The organism is Phocoenobacter uteri (assembly GCF_900454895.1).
In the GTDB taxonomy this organism is placed as follows: domain Bacteria; phylum Pseudomonadota; class Gammaproteobacteria; order Enterobacterales; family Pasteurellaceae; genus Phocoenobacter; species Phocoenobacter uteri.
This window is the reverse complement of the sequence record NZ_UGTA01000001.1, coordinates 1,494,776-1,510,579: the sequence shown is the minus strand read 5'-3', so window position 1 is coordinate 1,510,579 and position 15,804 is coordinate 1,494,776. Positions and strand designations below refer to the sequence as shown.

The following is a 15,804-nucleotide window of genomic DNA, read 5'->3' as shown; positions in this document are numbered from 1 at the left end:
TATTTTAGGTTATTCCCCCAGTTTATTTAAACTGGGGGTTGTTTCGTTTTTATTATTTTTTACGAGAAAGCATACTATGTCTGAAATAAATAAAGTAGATCTTGATGATCTACAAGATATGGTTGCATCGAATGATTCTGGTGGTCGTAACCCCTATGGTTTGACCAAAAAATTGATCGTTGTAACCGCTATTTTATGGTCTTTATTCCAACTCTATTACAGCTCACCGCTGGCTTATACATTACAAGAAATCGTTAGATCAATGGGCTGGGAGTTTAATGTTGTGATTGACGACACTAAAGCACGTTCAATCCATCTTTCTTTTGCGTTATTCTTAGGATTTTTAACTTTCCCTGCTTTTGCCACCTCACCAAAACATAGAGTGCCACTGATTGATTGGGCTTTTGCTTTTGCTGGTGCATTTTTAGGCTCTTATTATTTATTCTTTTATGAAGAATTGGTCACTCGTTTTGGTGCACCAAATTTACAGGATATTATCGCAGGTTGTATCGGGATTATATTACTACTTGAAGCAACACGCCGAACGCTGGGCTTACCTTTGGTTATTATTGCCTCTGCCTTTTTATTATATAACTACGTTGGACAATTTTTCCCAAGTAGCTGGATTGTTAGCCACCGCACAGGCACACTTTCTCATATCATTAACCAACAATGGGTGACACCGGAAGGTGTCTTCGGGGTGGCGTTAGGGGTTTCCACAAAATATGTGTTCCTTTTTGTATTATTTGGTGCATTGCTAGATAAAGCAGGGGCAGGAAACTACTTTATTAAAACTGCCTTTGCGTATTTAGGGCATCTTCGTGGTGGTCCTGCAAAAGCGGCTGTTGTAGCTTCTGGATTAACGGGCTTAATTTCAGGCTCATCAATCGCAAACGTGGTGACCACCGGCACATTTACTATTCCAATGATGAAACGTGTCGGCTTTTCAGCAGAAAAAGCGGGGGCGGTAGAAGTGGCTTCTTCGGTAAATGGACAAATTATGCCACCTGTAATGGGGGCGGCAGCATTCTTGATGATTGAATACGTTAATATGCCGTACAGTGAATTGATCACCCACGCATTCTTGCCAGCCTTAATTTCTTATATTGCATTAGTGTATATCGTGCATTTAGAAGCGTGTAAATTAGGCTTATCAGGATTAAAAAGAACCGATCCAGCAAGACCACTATTAACGGTTATCATTCGTGCATTAGCGGCGTTCTTAACGATTTGTCTTCTTTATTTCGGTGTAGAATTTGGCTTAGGTTGGATAAAAGACGTTGCACCAGATGCTGCTTTTAGCATCATAATCGTACTTTTAGCCATTGTTTATGTCGGCTTAATTTACCGCGTAGCACAATTTCCTGAATTAGAAGTTGATGATCCAACCTCTAAAATTGTTAAATTACCATCTGTGAAACCAACAGTTAACTCAGGATTACACTTTTTATTACCCGTTGTTGTCTTGATTTGGTGTTTAATGATCGAACGTTTATCACCAGGTTTATCCGCATTCTGGGGAACGCTCGTACTTGGGTTTATTCTTGTTACTCAAAGAGCATTATTAAACTTTTTCAGAAAAGAAGCCTTTAATTTATCATCAATAAAATTAGGAATAAAAGATCTTGTTGATGGCTTAGAAACGGGCGGTCGCAATATGATCGGTATCGGTATTGCTACAGCAACTGCGGGTATAATCGTTGGCGTTGTCTCATTAACGGGTTTTGGGGTACAACTATCAGGCATTATCGAAGCACTTTCAATGGGAAGTGTATTGCTAATGCTGATTCTTGTTGCGGTATTCAGCTTAATTTTAGGAATGGGCTTACCAACCACCGCCAACTATGTGGTGGTATCCTCCCTTATGGCAACGGTTATTGTCGAAGTGGGTCGCCAAAATGGCTTAATCGTACCTTTAATCGCGGTGCATTTATTTGTGTTCTACTTCGGAATTATGGCGGACGTAACGCCACCGGTTGGACTTGCCTCTTTCGCAGCTGCGGCGGTTTCTGGCGGGAATCCAATTAAAACAGGGCTAGTGGCATTTTTCTATAGTTTAAGAACGGCAATTTTACCTTTCTTATTCATCTTTAATACCGACTTATTATTGATTGATATTGGCTGGGCAAAAGGCATACTAGTCTTTATTATTTCCACCACTGCTATCCTGCTCTTCACTGCTGCTACAATGAATTTCTTTGTGACAAATAACAAGAAATGGGAAACGGCATTACTCATTTTAGCCGCATTTATCCTATTCCGCCCTGCACTCTTTATGGAACAAATCTCGCCAAGCACACATACTGTGCCAGCAACGGAATTTATACAGCAGCTAGAAAAAGCACCCGCAGGCGAGAAATTGACTTTAGAAATTGCAGGGGTCAATCCTTATGGTAAACCAATTGAGTTCTTCACCGAACTTGAAGTACCAAACGTAGAAGGCAAGGCACGTCTTAAAGAACTAGGTTTAGAATTATTACAAACCGAAGACAAAGTTATTGTGGATATGGTTGATATTGGCTCGCCAGCAGAAAAAGCGAAGCTCAGTTGGGATCAAGTGATTTTAAGTGTAAAATTACCACAGGCATCATTACCAAAAGAATTGATGTTTATTCCAGCGTTATTGCTTGCTTTTTTTGTCGGTTGGAATCAAAGAAGACGTAAAACAAACCGAATTATTCGTGGGAGCTAATTTATGTATAACAAAATTTTAATTGTTGTGGATCTTGGTAACATCAAAAGAGCCGAAGAAATTGTCAAAATTGCACAGGATATGACTGCTCATAATCCCAATGCTGTTTATCGCGTAGCAACAGTGATCGAACCTTTTGATGGTAGTTTTATTTCATCCTTTTTACCACAAGGATTTGATAAATCAGTGATCGCCGAAGCGAATAAAATGCTACACGAATTTACCAAAGCAAATTTTGATAAAGGGGCAAAAGTACAGCATATTGTTGCACACGGCTCACCCCACGAAGAAATCAACCGCATCGCACACGACAAAAGCATTGATTTAATTTTAATGTTTGCGAAGAAAAAAGAGAGTAAAAAAGGGCTCGATCCTAGCACTGTCAAAATCGCCCGCGATTGCGAAAAACCAATATTATTATTGCGTTGATTTTATTGCCAGTAAGGTATCTATAGATACTATTAAGAAAATCCAAGCCTAAGACCTAAAGTTTTAGGCTTTTTATTAGTACGATATCGAGTTATAAACAGCTTGTGCTATGGTAATAATTTTTCTTATCACAGCTACAATGATTTCTATTTTGATTTATCTAATTGGTATCTACTATCAGTTATTTATTCAATTCCACCATTGGCCAGCGTGGTTTTACGCTAATGCTTAAATCAGTTTGTTCTCCTTTTTTAAGGCGTAAGAAACCAGCGTAAGCAATCATTGCACCGTTGTCAGTACAAAATGCAGGGCGAGGGTAGAACACTTCGCCTTTTTGTTTTTTCATCAATTCGGCAAGATTGTGGCGTAATTTTTTGTTTGCACTTACACCACCTGCAACGACTAAGCGCTTATAACCTGTCTGTTTTAATGCTCGGCGACATTTGATCATTAACGTATCGACAACAGCATCTTGGAATGCATAGGCGATATCACAACGGGTTTGTTCGTCTAACTCGCCTTGTTGGGCTATTTGTTTATTGATTTCGTTAGCGGTGGCGGTTTTTAAACCGGAAAAACTGAAATCTAATCCTGGTCTGTCCGTCATTGGGCGTGGGAATTTAAAGCGTTCAGGATTGCCTTGTTCGGCTAATTTAGATAAAGCTACACCCGCAGGGTAGTCTAATCCAAGTAATTTACCTGTTTTATCAAATGCCTCACCTGCTGCGTCATCAATAGACTCGCCTAATAATTCATAGCTTCCTACTTTTTCGACTTTGATTAGTTGGGTGTGTCCGCCTGAGACCAATAATGCAATAAAAGGAAATTTAGGGGGATTTTCTTCTAGCATTGGGGCGAGTAAATGTCCTTCCATATGATGGACACCTAAAGCTGGCACATTCCAAGCGTAGGCTAATGAGCGAGCGATCGTTGAGCCTACTAATAATGCGCCAACTAATCCAGGACCAGCCGTGTAAGCGATGCCATCAATTTCTTTTGCTGTAATATTCGCTTCATCAAGAGCTGCTTGAATTAAAGGTAAGGTTTTACGAATATGATCTCGTGAGGCAAGTTCTGGTACAACACCACCGTAGTCAGCGTGCATTTCAATTTGGCTATAAAGCTGGTTGGCAATTAGCCCTTTTTGTTCATCATAGATGGCGATGCCGGTTTCATCGCACGAGGTTTCAATTCCTAAAATTCGCATTGTTAGTTGATTATTCCTAAAAAATAAACGCCCTCTTTCATTGCTAAAAGAGGGGGAGTGTAAATAAAAATTTGGTAAAAAAGCTTAAAAATTTGACCGCTTAAAATTCTTCACGATATTCTGGACGTTTTGGTGTTTCAAATTTTTGCTCTTTGGTTGATTTAATTAAATCTGCCGTTTTTTGGGCTGAATCTTGAATGCCCATATTTTCAAACGCTGTTTGTAAATATGGCAACGCATCAACGGTTGCTTTACAATCAGGATAGTAGTGGATCATCTCTTCTACACGGTTTGCCATTGCTACATAAGCTTTGCGTTTTTGATAATATTTTACAATTTCAAGCTCGTGTTCTGCTAAGCGATTTTTTAAGTAAATCATCCATTGTTGAGCCTCTGCTGCATACTGGCTATTTGGGAAACGTTGCACGAGTACTTGGAAAGTACCGTAAGCATCTCGCACCGATTTTACTGCACGAGAAGAGCGATTTACTTTAAAGAAATCTTGAATAAAATTGTCACCTAAACGTACATTAGCTAAGCCGACGATATAGTACACATAATCCATTTTATCGCTGTATGGATTACTGCGAACAAAGCGATCAGCCATTTCAATCGTTTGATAATATTCAGCCATTTTATAGTATGCATAGATTAAATCTAATTGAGTTTGCTCTCTGTATTGACCTTCTCTAAAACGTCCATCAACGGCCTCTAAATAGCGAACGGCAGAGCTATAATTTTCTTCTTTAAGATAGGTTTGAGCTTGTTCAAATAGTTTTTGTGACGGAAGATTTTTAATATCATCTTTTGAACTAGAACAACCTGCAATAAAAAGCCCTGCAATAACGATTGAAACTAATGATTTTAATTGACGCATAATAAATTTACCTAAAGTTAATGTATAATGTGAATAAGACTTGCTATTATTCGCTAAGTTCATTAGCCTATTTTATAGAACATCACTTAATAAAACAACAAATTGGAAATAAATACTTAAATGGCACAAGAAATTACCCTAAAAACCGAGATTTCAGCAGAATTGATCGGTTGTCGCTTAGATCAAGCCCTCGCACAAAGTTTCCCTGATTATTCTCGCTCTCGTTTAAAAGTGTGGATTGATAATGATCGAGTAAAAGTAAACGGTAAAATAGTAAATAAAGCACGTGAAAAAGTGCTTGGTGGTGAGGAAATTGAAATTCTCGCTGAAATGGAAGATGAAGTTCGCTTTGAAGCACAAGATATTCCACTTGATATTGTTTATGAAGATGACGATATTTTGGTTATCAATAAACCAAAAGGCTTTGTGGTTCACCCCGGTGCGGGCAATCCTGACGGTACGGTTTTAAACGCATTATTACATCATTACCCAGCGATTATTGAAGTACCGCGTGCAGGAATCGTACATCGTTTGGATAAAGATACGACAGGTTTAATGGTGGTAGCTAAAACCATTCCAGCTCAAACACACTTAGTCGCAGCCTTGCAAAAACGCCGTATTACCCGTGAATATGAAGCTATTGCAAGTGGTGTGATGACACAAGGGGGCAAAGTTGATGAACCAATGGCTCGCCACCCAACGAAGCGTATTGCAATGGCGGTTCACCCAATGGGTAAGCCTGCGGTGACGCATTATCGCATTATGCAAAAATTCCGTAATTACACCCGCTTACGTTTGCGTTTAGAAACGGGTAGAACGCACCAAATTCGTGTCCATATGGCACATATTGCCCACCCACTTTTAGGGGATCAGGTTTATGGCGGGCGTCCACGTCCACCAAAAGGGGCAAGCGAGGAGTTTTTAACGGTATTACGTAACTTCCAACGTCAAGCATTACACGCGGCAATGCTACGTTTAGAACACCCTATTACCAAAGAGGTGATGGAATGGCACGCTCCATTACCTGATGATTTTGTGGAATTAGTGGAAGCATTGAAAAAAGATTACGAACTGTACAAAGATGATTTAGATTATTAGAAATAGAAAGAGCATATTGACTTTTTAAGCAAATAATTTTAGAGTTCGCACTGATTTAATCTTCAGGGCAGGGTGAAATTCCCGATCGGTGGTTATAGTCCACGAGCTGAGTCGTTATTTATCAAGAATAATTACAACGCAGGAATAAGTGAAATTCTTATACCGACAGTTAAAGTCTGGATGGAAGAAGAAAAAACAAATAGAAATACAACACTTGGTTTTTATCAAGTGTTTTTCTGTATGCTTTTTTAATGCCTTGAAATCTAACGGTTTCAAGGCATTTTTGTTCGATATGATTTATTTTTTTTCCTTTTAACAAAGGGAGAATTAAGTCTATCCTTCCTCACGTACGCCTTAACAATATAAAGATAAAATCGCATTAAGCTTATGGATAAAACCATAAAATTTTATACGTTATATTATATAAGGACTCATTATGAAAATAAGTACCCAATTACTTGGCGGGTTATTTATGGTTATTGCAGGCATTTTATTTGCTGTTTCAAACACTAGTGTGCAATATCTTAGTCAAACCCTCGATCCGTCAGCGATTGCTTTCTTTCAATATGCACTTGCATTCATTTTTATCATCCCTTTTTTAGGAATAAAAGGCAGTAAAAACGCCATAAATTCTAAACATCGTCTATTGCATTTTGTGCGTGTTGCACTTTCCGTATTTGGTGTGCAACTTTGGACTTACGGACTAGCTTATGTTCCGATTTGGCAAGCTATCGCTTTAGTGATGCTATCACCACTTTTCACAACCATTGGCTCAGGTATCTTCCTCAAAGAAGACGTGAGTAAAGCACGTTATATTGCAACATTGGTTGGTTTATTCGGCGGTTTTATTATTCTTTCGCCTTGGTCCGATGATTTTAATCTTTACGCGTTCTTACCGATTACAGCGGCGATCTTTTGGTCTTTTGCTTCGTTAATCACAAAATACACTTCAAAAGATGATAATCCACTGACGATAGTGGCGTATTTATTGGTTTTATTATTGCCTGTGAACTATTTATTTGGTTACTCACATATTCTCATTCCAAGTGATACAACAACGTGGGGAATTTTAATTTTACTCGGTATTGTTACTGCATTAGCACAATTTGCTATCGCAAAATCCTACAATCTTGCTGACGCTTCTTTTGTGCAACCTTTTGATCACTTAAAACTACCATTTAATGTTTTAGCTGGTTGGTTAGTTTTTGGTTACTTACCACCTGGTGAATTATGGATTGGCGCATTATTGATAATTTTTGCGGTAACTATTGTTTCTCGCGTTGAGAAAAATAAGAAAGAGATAGCAGAGCAGTTGTAAGACAATAAGCAAGCGGTCATTTTATTTTAAGAATTTACACATTTTGTAAATTTAGAGAAAAATCTGACCGCTTGTGGAAAATTGCTAGCATTTATTTTGTGGCGTAAAAGCATATTTTGACGAATGTAGAATGATTAACAATTTCTGAATTTAATTAAATATAAAAAAGGATAATGTATGCCTTTTTCCTACAATATTTATGATTATTAAAATTTAATTAAGCGGTCAGTTTTTTATAAAAATTTACATCTATATCTTTTAACAATGAAAACCCGAACACTTTTTTGCCTAAATCTTTTAAACTCGCACCGATAAGGTAAATCTCTTTATCATCAATAATTAAAAATCTATCGTGAAAATTTTTATTGGTTTTAATCTCTATTTTTTTATATTGCTGATTATATTTTTCTAAATCAAGTTTTAAGGTTTTGCTGATTGAATAGGTGTAAATTGTGACGCTTACGTTTTGGTTTTTTTGAAAAAGAGTTAGGGTTGAATCATCAATATAGTTATCAATGAGAACAATATTATTTTGTGCTTTGCGGATTAGATCAGAGACAAATTTATGGGCGTCAAAAATTTGACCATTAAAGAAAATACCTTGCTGTTGAAGGTGATCTTTGCTTTCTAGGGCTTTGAAAATTTTATCTATATTAGTGTTAGTAGTCAGTTGGTTTTGTTCAAGTGCTTCAATACGTTTAAAAATAGTTTCATTTTGAGAGATAAATTTTCTCATTTGAACAAAAGCCCGAAAAATACTGATACTGATCTAGGTGGCTATTTTACTTTTTAATACAGAGCTAAGCATTGATACACCTTGCTCTGTAAAAGCATAGGGCAAACTTCCCCCTAAGTGTTGTCGTGAAGGTATCACATTTTGTGACACCATTAAATCAACTTCATTTTCAGTTAAAATAAACATAAAATCATTAGGAAATTTTTCTAAATTTCTTTTTACTGCTTGCTTTAAAGCTCTATTTTCTACGCGATATAGCAACGCTAAATCCCTATCTAACATCACCTGCTTCTCTCTAATTGTGTAAATTTTTGATTTAATATCAAAATATTCTGTGATTTCATTCATCAAATTATCCTTAGTGTTAAATTTGGAGATCACAATTTGTGATCTCAAATTATGCTAAATATTTCTGATTACAGTATAACTAAAGGCTAAAAAGATAATTTTTCTATTTTTGCGATCCTCATCGCATTTTTTATCTTCAATAAAGCGGTCATTTTTTAGGAAGAATTTACCAAAATAGCCAAAGAATATTCAAAAATAGACCGCACATAAAAAGAGGTAATATGCTATTATTCTCGGCATTAAATTATTTCTAGCTTATTTTTTATTATGGAACAGAACAGAGAGTCAATAAATTTAAACAAATATATCAGTAGCACGGGAATCTGCTCTCGCCGAGAAGCGGAGAAATTTATCGAGCAGGGGCGTGTGACGATTAACGGTAAAAAAACGCAATTAGGTAATCGTGTGTTTGAAGGTGATATTGTGAAAATCGATGGTAAACCGTTAAGAGCAAAGCCCAAAACGCTTTATATTGCACTGAATAAGCCTGTTGGGATTGTGTGTACGACTGACAGCAAAGAGCGAGATAATATTGTGAATTTTGTGGGGCATTCACAACGTTTATTCCCGATTGGACGTTTAGATAAACCGTCGGAAGGGTTGATTTTTTTGACGAATGACGGCGATATTGTGAATAAAATTCTGCGTGCAGGGAATAATCACGAGAAGGAATATGTGGTGACTGTTGATAAGCCGATCAATGATCGCTTTATTCAACGAATGGCAAACGGTATTCCGATTTTGGGGACGGTTACCAAAAAATGTAAAGTGGAAAAAATCAGCGATCGTGTGTTTAAAATTATTTTGATTCAAGGCTTGAACCGACAAATTCGTCGAATGTGTGAATATTTGGGCTATGAAGTGCAAAGATTAAAACGCGTGCGAATTATGAATGTGAGTTTAGACCGTTTAAAAACGGGCGAATGGCGTGAATTAACCGCAAAAGAGATGGCGGAAATCAATAAATTAGTGGCAACCTCTAAGAAAACCAGTGATATTATTGATAAAGTGTCGCATAAAAATGTTGCTCCAAGAAGAGTGTCCAATAAAAATACGCCAAATAGAAATGCGTCCAATAGAAATACACCAAGTAAAAATAAAACATTTAGAAAAGATCAAAGTACGGAAAAACGTTTTAAGCCGAAATTTAGTCGTTCTCGATAGCGATAATTTGGTGTAATAAAAATACCGATAAGCCACTGATAGCTTTATCCGTTGTCAGTGGCTTAGTCTCATAAAAGCATTATTCATTTCTTTTTTGCAATCAAAAATCCTTTCTTTAATTATTTATAGCGGTTAAATTTTATCAATTATTTGCACGTTTTTAATTGACTTTAGGTTTCTATCATTCTAATATTCTATCGTTTTATAGAATATTAGATTTTTATAAGGATAAAAAATGAATTGTCACTTACCCAATTCGGTAGAATTAGAACGCACGGCAAAGATGTTTAATGCGTTGGGCGATCCAGCTCGTTTGAAATTATTGATCCATTTAAGGCAAGGCGAACACTGCGTAAATGAATTAGCAGAATTAGAAAATGCCAAAATAGGGACGATTTCTGCCCGCTTGAAAATTTTGTTTGAATCGAATCTTGTCAAAAAAAGACGGGATGAAAAATATATTTGTTATTCATTGGCGGATCAGCACGTTGCACTTTTATTAGACACTATGCTTGCTCACGCCAATGAATGTATTTCAGCCACTCACAAGGAAAGCCATTATGAATAATATTACTCTTTTTACGCAAAACTTTTTTATGCTGATTTTTGAGTCAGCACCTTGGCTTTTATTTGGTTTCTTAATTTCAGGATTGATAAAATTTATCGTTCCTTCTGATTTATTGCATAAGCATTTGGGAAGTAAGAATATCATTGCGGTAATAAAAGGTGCTCTAATTGGTGCCCCAATTCCGTTGTGTTCTTGTAGCGTGATCCCTGTTGCATTAGGTGTACGTCGTGCTGGAGCATCAAAAGCGGCAACTACCTCATTCTTGATTGCAAGCCCTGAAACGGGAGTAGATTCTATTGCCGTGACTTATGCCTTATTAGGCCCTTTTATGGCGGTGGTGCGTCCGATTGCGGCGGTAACAACAGCGATCATTACTGGTTTAACGGTAATGTTTTTTGAACGTAAAGAGTCTGAAAGCGAAGAAATTTCATCACAACCTTCTCATCAAGAAAAATCCTGCTGTAGCCATAAAAAAGCAGAAAAAATAGAAGATGCACCGAAAAAAAGTTGTTGTAGTCATAAAAAAGAACAGCCTAAAATTACAAAAGTAAGTTGTTGTGCCTCTAAGCAAGCGGAACAATCGAAGAAAAGCTGTTGTGCTTCTAAACAGACATCGCAAGCCTCACTTTCTTTAGCTCAAAAATTGCGTAACTGGTTTCAATTTAGCTTTATTGATTTAGTCAATGACACGGCAATGTGGTTGCTTATCGGTTTGCTTATTTCTGCGACGATAATGACCTTTATCCCAGCCTCTTTTTTAGAAACTTGGGGGGCAAGTTCTTATGCTTATGTGATTATGGCGTTAATGGGCGTGCCGATGTATATTTGTGCGACCTCTAGCACGCCATTAGCGGTGGGATTACTCTTTGCAGGCGTTTCACCTGGGGCGATTTTAGTGTTTTTATTGGCAGGTCCTGCTACCAACGTGGCAACATTGGCGATTGTTAAACAAGAACTAGGTAAACGCGTATTGGTGATTTATTTAAGCTGTTTAATTTCTGTGAGCTTCATTTTTGGCTGGCTTACTGACTATTTAGCCGATTTCTTCCACGTTGGATTAAGAAATCAAGCAATGCAAGAGCATACAATGGCAATTACGTCATTATCAGCAATTTGTGGCATTATTTTATTACTTTTAATGGCATATGTGCTTTATGTCAGAAAATTCTTAAATAAAACAAAAAGTTGTGCTATTTCTTAATTAAAAAAATAAGCCTATAACGCAAATGAATTGTTATAGGCTTTTTATTTTTTGCAAATTGTTTTAAAAATTAGACCGCTTGTAAGTGTATATAGAATACGTCTAAATAATTATTTAAAACTAAAAATTATCATAATTTTTTACTTTTTTAATTATTCTGTTTTGTTGTGATTTTTTCTCTGAACTTAAAGCATTATTCTCCGAGTTTTGTTTAGATTCATCATCTGCTAATTTCTCTTTGATAAAAGATGCCTCAGCTAAGGTTTTAGGGCTAATCCCTACCTCAACTAGCACATAATGTTCTGCTTTATTGATATCATTTTTAACAGTAATAACCCCTCTTAATAAAGCTTCTGCCGAATTTTTAATAGTTTCAGTATAAGTAGAAACATTTTCTCTCGTTACTTCTTTCTCCTTATTTTTTGAGTTTGCAGCAGTTTTAGTCATTTCTTCCATTACTTCATCACTAGTGACTCTTTCTGATAAAAATTTTGCAATATTTGCTTTTGCTCTAAGGGTCGCTTTTTGAGTAGCAATACGAATATCTTTACGATCCCCAAACTCTAGTTCTGCTTCACCAGAAGAACGAATACGTGCAAATTCACCATTATCATTTAATTCATAAGTAACCCCTGTAATACTATCAACAACTTCAACAGTGTTATTTTGTATTGTTTCAACTGTTGTTGTTTCTTCTGCATTTGTAAAAGGTGTCATACCTAATAATGCAATACTTAATAAAATATGTTTTTTCATTTTTTCTCCTAGTAAATAAATTTAATTTAAACAAGATATTGGGTTGTTTCGGTTATCACAATTACTAAAATATATTTTTATTCCTTTTAGATCTTGAATATCACTTTTAGTAAGATTTAAAGTTGAAGATACTTTTGCAGATCCTGTAAAATATCGCGCATGGCGGGAATCTAGAAATAGTAAAGAGCTCTCTTTTATATTAGAAAATCTCGATAGTTTTTCTTTTACAGAAGAATTTCTTTTATTCTCTATAAATCGGAGCTCATCAGCCCCTAGTAGAATAGCCTTATAAACCTCTTTATTTTTATCTAATAGTTCAATAAGTAAGCTTCTATAATAATTGTCAGAAGAATAAAAAGCGTTATCTAGCGCTTTTCTCATTCTCTGAAATTTTTTAGATTCAACTTTATACTCCCTTGAAGGTCTATCACTATTCCAGTTCAAATTATGTACATAAATAGTGGCTAAATCACCTTTATTGGCTTTCATTTCCTTAACAATACGCTCAAATCCAGCAATATATTCTTTGGAAGGTGTGAGCTCTAACTTTAATTCTAGCGGAAAAGTATTTGAATTTTCTTTGGGTTTGATAGGGGTAAGCTTTCCTAAAATTTTAATATTGATCAGTTCCTTATTTTCCTGAATAGGCTTAACTAATAACTCATTGACTAAAGCATCAAAATCTTCGCCACTTTTTTTATTTAAATCTTGTGCATCAAAATGATTTACAGCCTCTAAAAGAATATCGGAATCTATGGCATTTTCGATCACCGCCATCTGCATCTCTTTCAATGCTCCGATAAGTTTTTGGCTTTCAATATCTACGGCGACACTCACCTGATATTCATTATCGGTGATTTTTTGTTGAGATTTTACGTCAATATGTTTGACATAAGCATTGGAATAACTCACTGCCTTTTGGCTAAACTTATCGTTGTTTAATTCTTCTTTATTAACTAAAAATTCGCCTACGCTAAATTTAATGGCATTTGCTACAGCATCTTTTTTTGCTAAATCAGCAGTAGAACCAATTCCCGTTGCTTCAAATAGTTGAGAAAAAGCAGACTGACAAGTTAATAATAAGATAAAACATATGATGGAATAAATACTTTTCATAAGAACTCCTTGGTATAATAAATTAAGCACAAATAGTACAAAAAAAAACAGTAGTGCAATGTTTTAAAAAAAGATTTCAGAATTTTTCCAATATTATTGCCATAACAATTTTTACAAAAAATCATAAAAATATAACCGCTTTCCCTTGATATTTATTCTCATTACCCTAATCTAGTAAGCACTTTCTAAAAAATAAGGAACAAGAATGTCAAATCCACTTTTACAACAAACTGAGCTACCACAGTTTTCAAAAATTAAAGCAGAACATATCAAACCTGCGATTGAGCAGTTAATCAAAGATTGTCGTGAAACCGTTGAGCGAGTGGCTCAAATTGAAACTCCAACTTGGGATAGTTTTTATATGCCGTTGTCAGAAACAGGGGATAAATTAAGCCGTGCGTGGTCGCCTGTTGGGCATTTAAACTCGGTAAAAAATAGCCCTGAATGGCGTGAAGCCTATGAATCTTGCTTGCCGTTATTGTCAGAATACAGCACTTGGGCGGGGCAACATCAAGGGTTATATCAAGGTTATTTAAAATTAAAACAAGGTACTGAGTTTACTAATTATTCTATCGCACAACAAAAAGCGATTAACGATAGTTTACGTGATTTTGAATTATCAGGGATTGCTTTATTACCTGAAAAACAGAAACGTTATGGCGAAATTTCAGCACGTTTATCGGAGCTTGGTTCGCAATTTAGCAACAACGTGCTTGATGCAACAATGGGTTGGGATATTATCATTGAAGATGAAAGCGAGCTAAAAGGCTTGCCAGAATCTGCTTTAGAAGCAGCGAAAGCATCAGCACAGAGCAAAGAGAAATCGGGCTATCGCTTTACCCTTGAATTCCCAAGTTATTTGCCGGTGATGACCTATTGTGAAAATAGTGAGTTACGCAAAACAATGTATGAAGCCTTTGCAACTCGTGCGTCGGATCAAGGTGTAAATGCAGGCAAATGGGATAACTCTGCGAATATTGATGAAAAATTAAAATTACGTTTAGAACTTGCACAATTATTAGGTTTTAATAATTATGCGGAACTTTCACTGGCTACGAAAATGGCAGAAAGTCCAAAACAAGTGACTGATTTCTTAGAAGATTTAGCGACTCGTTCAAAAGCACAGGGCGAGAAAGAGCTACAAGAGCTGTATCAATTTGTTGAAAAAGAGTTTGGTATTACGGAATTAAATGTGTGGGATATTGCGTTTTACAGCGAGAAACAAAAACAAGCACTTTACTCTATCAACGATGAAGAATTACGTCCTTATTTCCCTGAACAGCGAGTAATTTCAGGGTTATTTGAGCTAATGAAACGCTTATTCAATTTACGCATTGAAAAACAACAAGGTGTTGATGTTTGGCACGATGACGTTCAATTTTACAAAATCTTTGATAAAAATGACCGCTTATGTGGTTCGTTTTATTTAGATTTATATGCACGTGAAAACAAACGTGGCGGTGCGTGGATGGACGATTGTGTGAATCAACGTCGCTTAGCCAATGGCGAACTACAAAAACCGGTGGCATATTTAACTTGTAACTTCAACAAGCCGATTGGCGATAAACCTGCCTTATTTACTCACGATGAAGTAACGACTTTATTCCACGAATTCGGACACGGTATTCATCATATGCTCACTCAAATTGATGTTGGCGATGTAGCAGGTATTAACGGTGTGCCTTGGGATGCAGTGGAATTACCAAGCCAATTCTTAGAAAACTGGTGTTGGGAAGAAGAGGCTCTTGCCTTTATTTCAGGGCATTACGAAACGGCCGAGCCATTACCAAAAGAAAAATTAACCCAATTATTAAAAGCGAAAAATTTCCAAGCAGCGATGTTTGTACTTCGTCAGTTAGAGTTTGGATTATTTGATTTCCGCTTACATTTAAGCGAGCCAAGAGAAAATATTGTGTTAGACACGCTACACGCTGTAAAAGATGAAGTTTCTGTGATAAAAGCACCAAAATGGAATCGCTTCCCACACAGTTTCAGCCATATTTTTGCTGGTGGTTATGCGGCAGGGTATTACAGTTATTTATGGGCAGAAGTGCTTTCCGCTGATGCATTCTCTCGCTTTGAAGAAGAAGGGATTTTCAATCAAGAGGCGGGGCAATCTTTCTTAGACAATATTTTAAGTCGTGGTGGAAGTGAAGAGCCGATGGTGTTGTTTGAGCGTTTCAGAGGACGTAAACCAACCTTAGATGCGTTATTGCGTCATAAAGGAATTATGTAAATATTGATAGGGGCGTATTACATACGTCCTGTTCTACGATCAAATAAGGGCGTACAGA

14 protein-coding genes and 1 riboswitch are annotated in these 15,804 nt (G+C 36.5%); of the genes, 8 read left to right on the top strand and 6 right to left on the bottom strand.

Annotated features, from left to right (window positions below):
* The first annotated feature begins 76 nt into the window (after positions 1–76).
* Both DYE60_RS06885 and DYE60_RS06880 read left to right on the top strand, forming a co-directional pair.
* Positions 77–2,692, top strand: coding sequence for a TRAP transporter permease (locus DYE60_RS06885; protein WP_115315891.1), 2,616 nt, complete (start codon positions 77–79; stop codon positions 2,690–2,692).
* Positions 2,693–2,695: 3 nt separating this feature from the next.
* Positions 2,696–3,121 (top strand): universal stress protein, encoded by a 426-nt coding sequence (locus tag DYE60_RS06880; protein WP_115315890.1) that lies wholly within the window; start codon positions 2,696–2,698, stop codon positions 3,119–3,121.
* A gap of 181 nt (positions 3,122–3,302) precedes the next feature.
* Here DYE60_RS06880 and tsaD read toward each other — a convergent pair whose 3' ends face one another.
* Positions 3,303–4,328 (bottom strand): tRNA (adenosine(37)-N6)-threonylcarbamoyltransferase complex transferase subunit TsaD, encoded by a 1,026-nt coding sequence (gene tsaD / locus DYE60_RS06875; protein ID WP_115315889.1) that lies wholly within the window; start codon positions 4,326–4,328, stop codon positions 3,303–3,305.
* A 100-nt stretch (positions 4,329–4,428) separates the two neighbouring features.
* Positions 4,429–5,205, bottom strand: coding sequence for an outer membrane protein assembly factor BamD (locus DYE60_RS06870; RefSeq protein WP_115315888.1), 777 nt, complete (start codon positions 5,203–5,205; stop codon positions 4,429–4,431).
* Between the two features lie 120 nt (positions 5,206–5,325).
* Here DYE60_RS06870 and rluD point away from each other — a divergent pair, with 120 nt between their 5' ends.
* Together rluD and DYE60_RS06860 are read left to right on the top strand one after the other, a co-directional pair.
* On the top strand, positions 5,326–6,303 hold the full coding sequence (gene rluD, locus DYE60_RS06865) for a 23S rRNA pseudouridine(1911/1915/1917) synthase RluD (RefSeq protein WP_115315887.1): 978 nt from the start codon (positions 5,326–5,328) through the stop codon (positions 6,301–6,303).
* Positions 6,304–6,357: 54 nt separating this feature from the next.
* Positions 6,358–6,499: riboswitch (FMN riboswitch) on the top strand.
* Positions 6,500–6,739: 240 nt separating this feature from the next.
* Positions 6,740–7,621: a DMT family transporter gene (locus DYE60_RS06860; RefSeq protein WP_218563622.1), complete on the top strand. Its 882-nt coding sequence runs from the start codon at positions 6,740–6,742 to the stop codon at positions 7,619–7,621.
* A gap of 217 nt (positions 7,622–7,838) precedes the next feature.
* Here the strand turns inward: DYE60_RS06860 and DYE60_RS10345 are convergent, their stop codons facing one another.
* Together DYE60_RS10345 and DYE60_RS10340 are read right to left on the bottom strand one after the other, a co-directional pair.
* A complete protein-coding gene (locus DYE60_RS10345) occupies positions 7,839–8,357 on the bottom strand; it encodes a hypothetical protein (RefSeq protein WP_245942689.1) in 519 nt (172 codons plus the stop codon).
* A 33-nt stretch (positions 8,358–8,390) separates the two neighbouring features.
* Entirely contained in the window at positions 8,391–8,705 is a 315-nt protein-coding gene (locus DYE60_RS10340) for an ORF6N domain-containing protein (protein ID WP_245942688.1), read from the bottom strand.
* 267 nt (positions 8,706–8,972) lie between these two features.
* Here DYE60_RS10340 and rluF point away from each other — a divergent pair, with 267 nt between their 5' ends.
* From rluF to DYE60_RS06840, 3 genes are all read left to right on the top strand, one after another.
* A complete protein-coding gene (rluF, locus tag DYE60_RS06850) occupies positions 8,973–9,869 on the top strand; it encodes a 23S rRNA pseudouridine(2604) synthase RluF (RefSeq protein WP_115315886.1) in 897 nt (298 codons plus the stop codon).
* 235 nt (positions 9,870–10,104) lie between these two features.
* On the top strand, positions 10,105–10,437 hold the full coding sequence (locus DYE60_RS06845; protein WP_218563621.1) for an ArsR/SmtB family transcription factor: 333 nt from the start codon (positions 10,105–10,107) through the stop codon (positions 10,435–10,437).
* A complete protein-coding gene (locus DYE60_RS06840; protein ID WP_172460378.1) occupies positions 10,430–11,638 on the top strand; it encodes an SO_0444 family Cu/Zn efflux transporter in 1,209 nt (402 codons plus the stop codon). Before DYE60_RS06845 ends, DYE60_RS06840 begins: the two co-directional genes overlap by 8 nt.
* A 120-nt stretch (positions 11,639–11,758) precedes the next feature.
* On the opposite strand, the gene DYE60_RS06835 is transcribed toward DYE60_RS06840, so the two are convergent.
* A complete protein-coding gene (locus DYE60_RS06835) occupies positions 11,759–12,394 on the bottom strand; it encodes a hypothetical protein (RefSeq protein WP_115315885.1) in 636 nt (211 codons plus the stop codon).
* 21 nt (positions 12,395–12,415) lie between these two features.
* A complete protein-coding gene (locus DYE60_RS06830; protein ID WP_115315884.1) occupies positions 12,416–13,510 on the bottom strand; it encodes a hypothetical protein in 1,095 nt (364 codons plus the stop codon).
* Positions 13,511–13,715: 205 nt separating this feature from the next.
* On the opposite strand from DYE60_RS06830, the gene prlC reads away from it, so the two are divergent.
* Positions 13,716–15,746 (top strand): oligopeptidase A, encoded by a 2,031-nt coding sequence (gene prlC, locus DYE60_RS06825; RefSeq protein WP_115315883.1) that lies wholly within the window; start codon positions 13,716–13,718, stop codon positions 15,744–15,746.
* Positions 15,747–15,804 lie beyond the last annotated feature (58 nt).

Bases quoted from the DNA above. Each gene is read 5' to 3' on its own strand.
- prlC (WP_115315883.1), top strand. From the start codon at position 13,716: ATGTCAAATCCACTTTTACAACAAACTGAGCTACCACAGTTTTCAAAA.
- DYE60_RS10345 (WP_245942689.1), bottom strand. From the start codon at position 8,357: ATGAGAAAATTTATCTCTCAAAATGAAACTATTTTTAAACGTATTGAA.
- DYE60_RS06840 (WP_172460378.1), top strand. From the start codon at position 10,430: ATGAATAATATTACTCTTTTTACGCAAAACTTTTTTATGCTGATTTTT.
- DYE60_RS06845 (WP_218563621.1), top strand. From the start codon at position 10,105: ATGAATTGTCACTTACCCAATTCGGTAGAATTAGAACGCACGGCAAAG.
- DYE60_RS06870 (WP_115315888.1), bottom strand. From the start codon at position 5,205: ATGCGTCAATTAAAATCATTAGTTTCAATCGTTATTGCAGGGCTTTTT.
- rluD (WP_115315887.1), top strand. From the start codon at position 5,326: ATGGCACAAGAAATTACCCTAAAAACCGAGATTTCAGCAGAATTGATC.
- DYE60_RS10340 (WP_245942688.1), bottom strand. From the start codon at position 8,705: ATGAATGAAATCACAGAATATTTTGATATTAAATCAAAAATTTACACA.
- DYE60_RS06885 (WP_115315891.1), top strand. From the start codon at position 77: ATGTCTGAAATAAATAAAGTAGATCTTGATGATCTACAAGATATGGTT.
- DYE60_RS06835 (WP_115315885.1), bottom strand. From the start codon at position 12,394: ATGAAAAAACATATTTTATTAAGTATTGCATTATTAGGTATGACACCT.
- DYE60_RS06880 (WP_115315890.1), top strand. From the start codon at position 2,696: ATGTATAACAAAATTTTAATTGTTGTGGATCTTGGTAACATCAAAAGA.
- DYE60_RS06830 (WP_115315884.1), bottom strand. From the start codon at position 13,510: ATGAAAAGTATTTATTCCATCATATGTTTTATCTTATTATTAACTTGT.
- rluF (WP_115315886.1), top strand. From the start codon at position 8,973: ATGGAACAGAACAGAGAGTCAATAAATTTAAACAAATATATCAGTAGC.
- tsaD (WP_115315889.1), bottom strand. From the start codon at position 4,328: ATGCGAATTTTAGGAATTGAAACCTCGTGCGATGAAACCGGCATCGCC.
- DYE60_RS06860 (WP_218563622.1), top strand. From the start codon at position 6,740: ATGAAAATAAGTACCCAATTACTTGGCGGGTTATTTATGGTTATTGCA.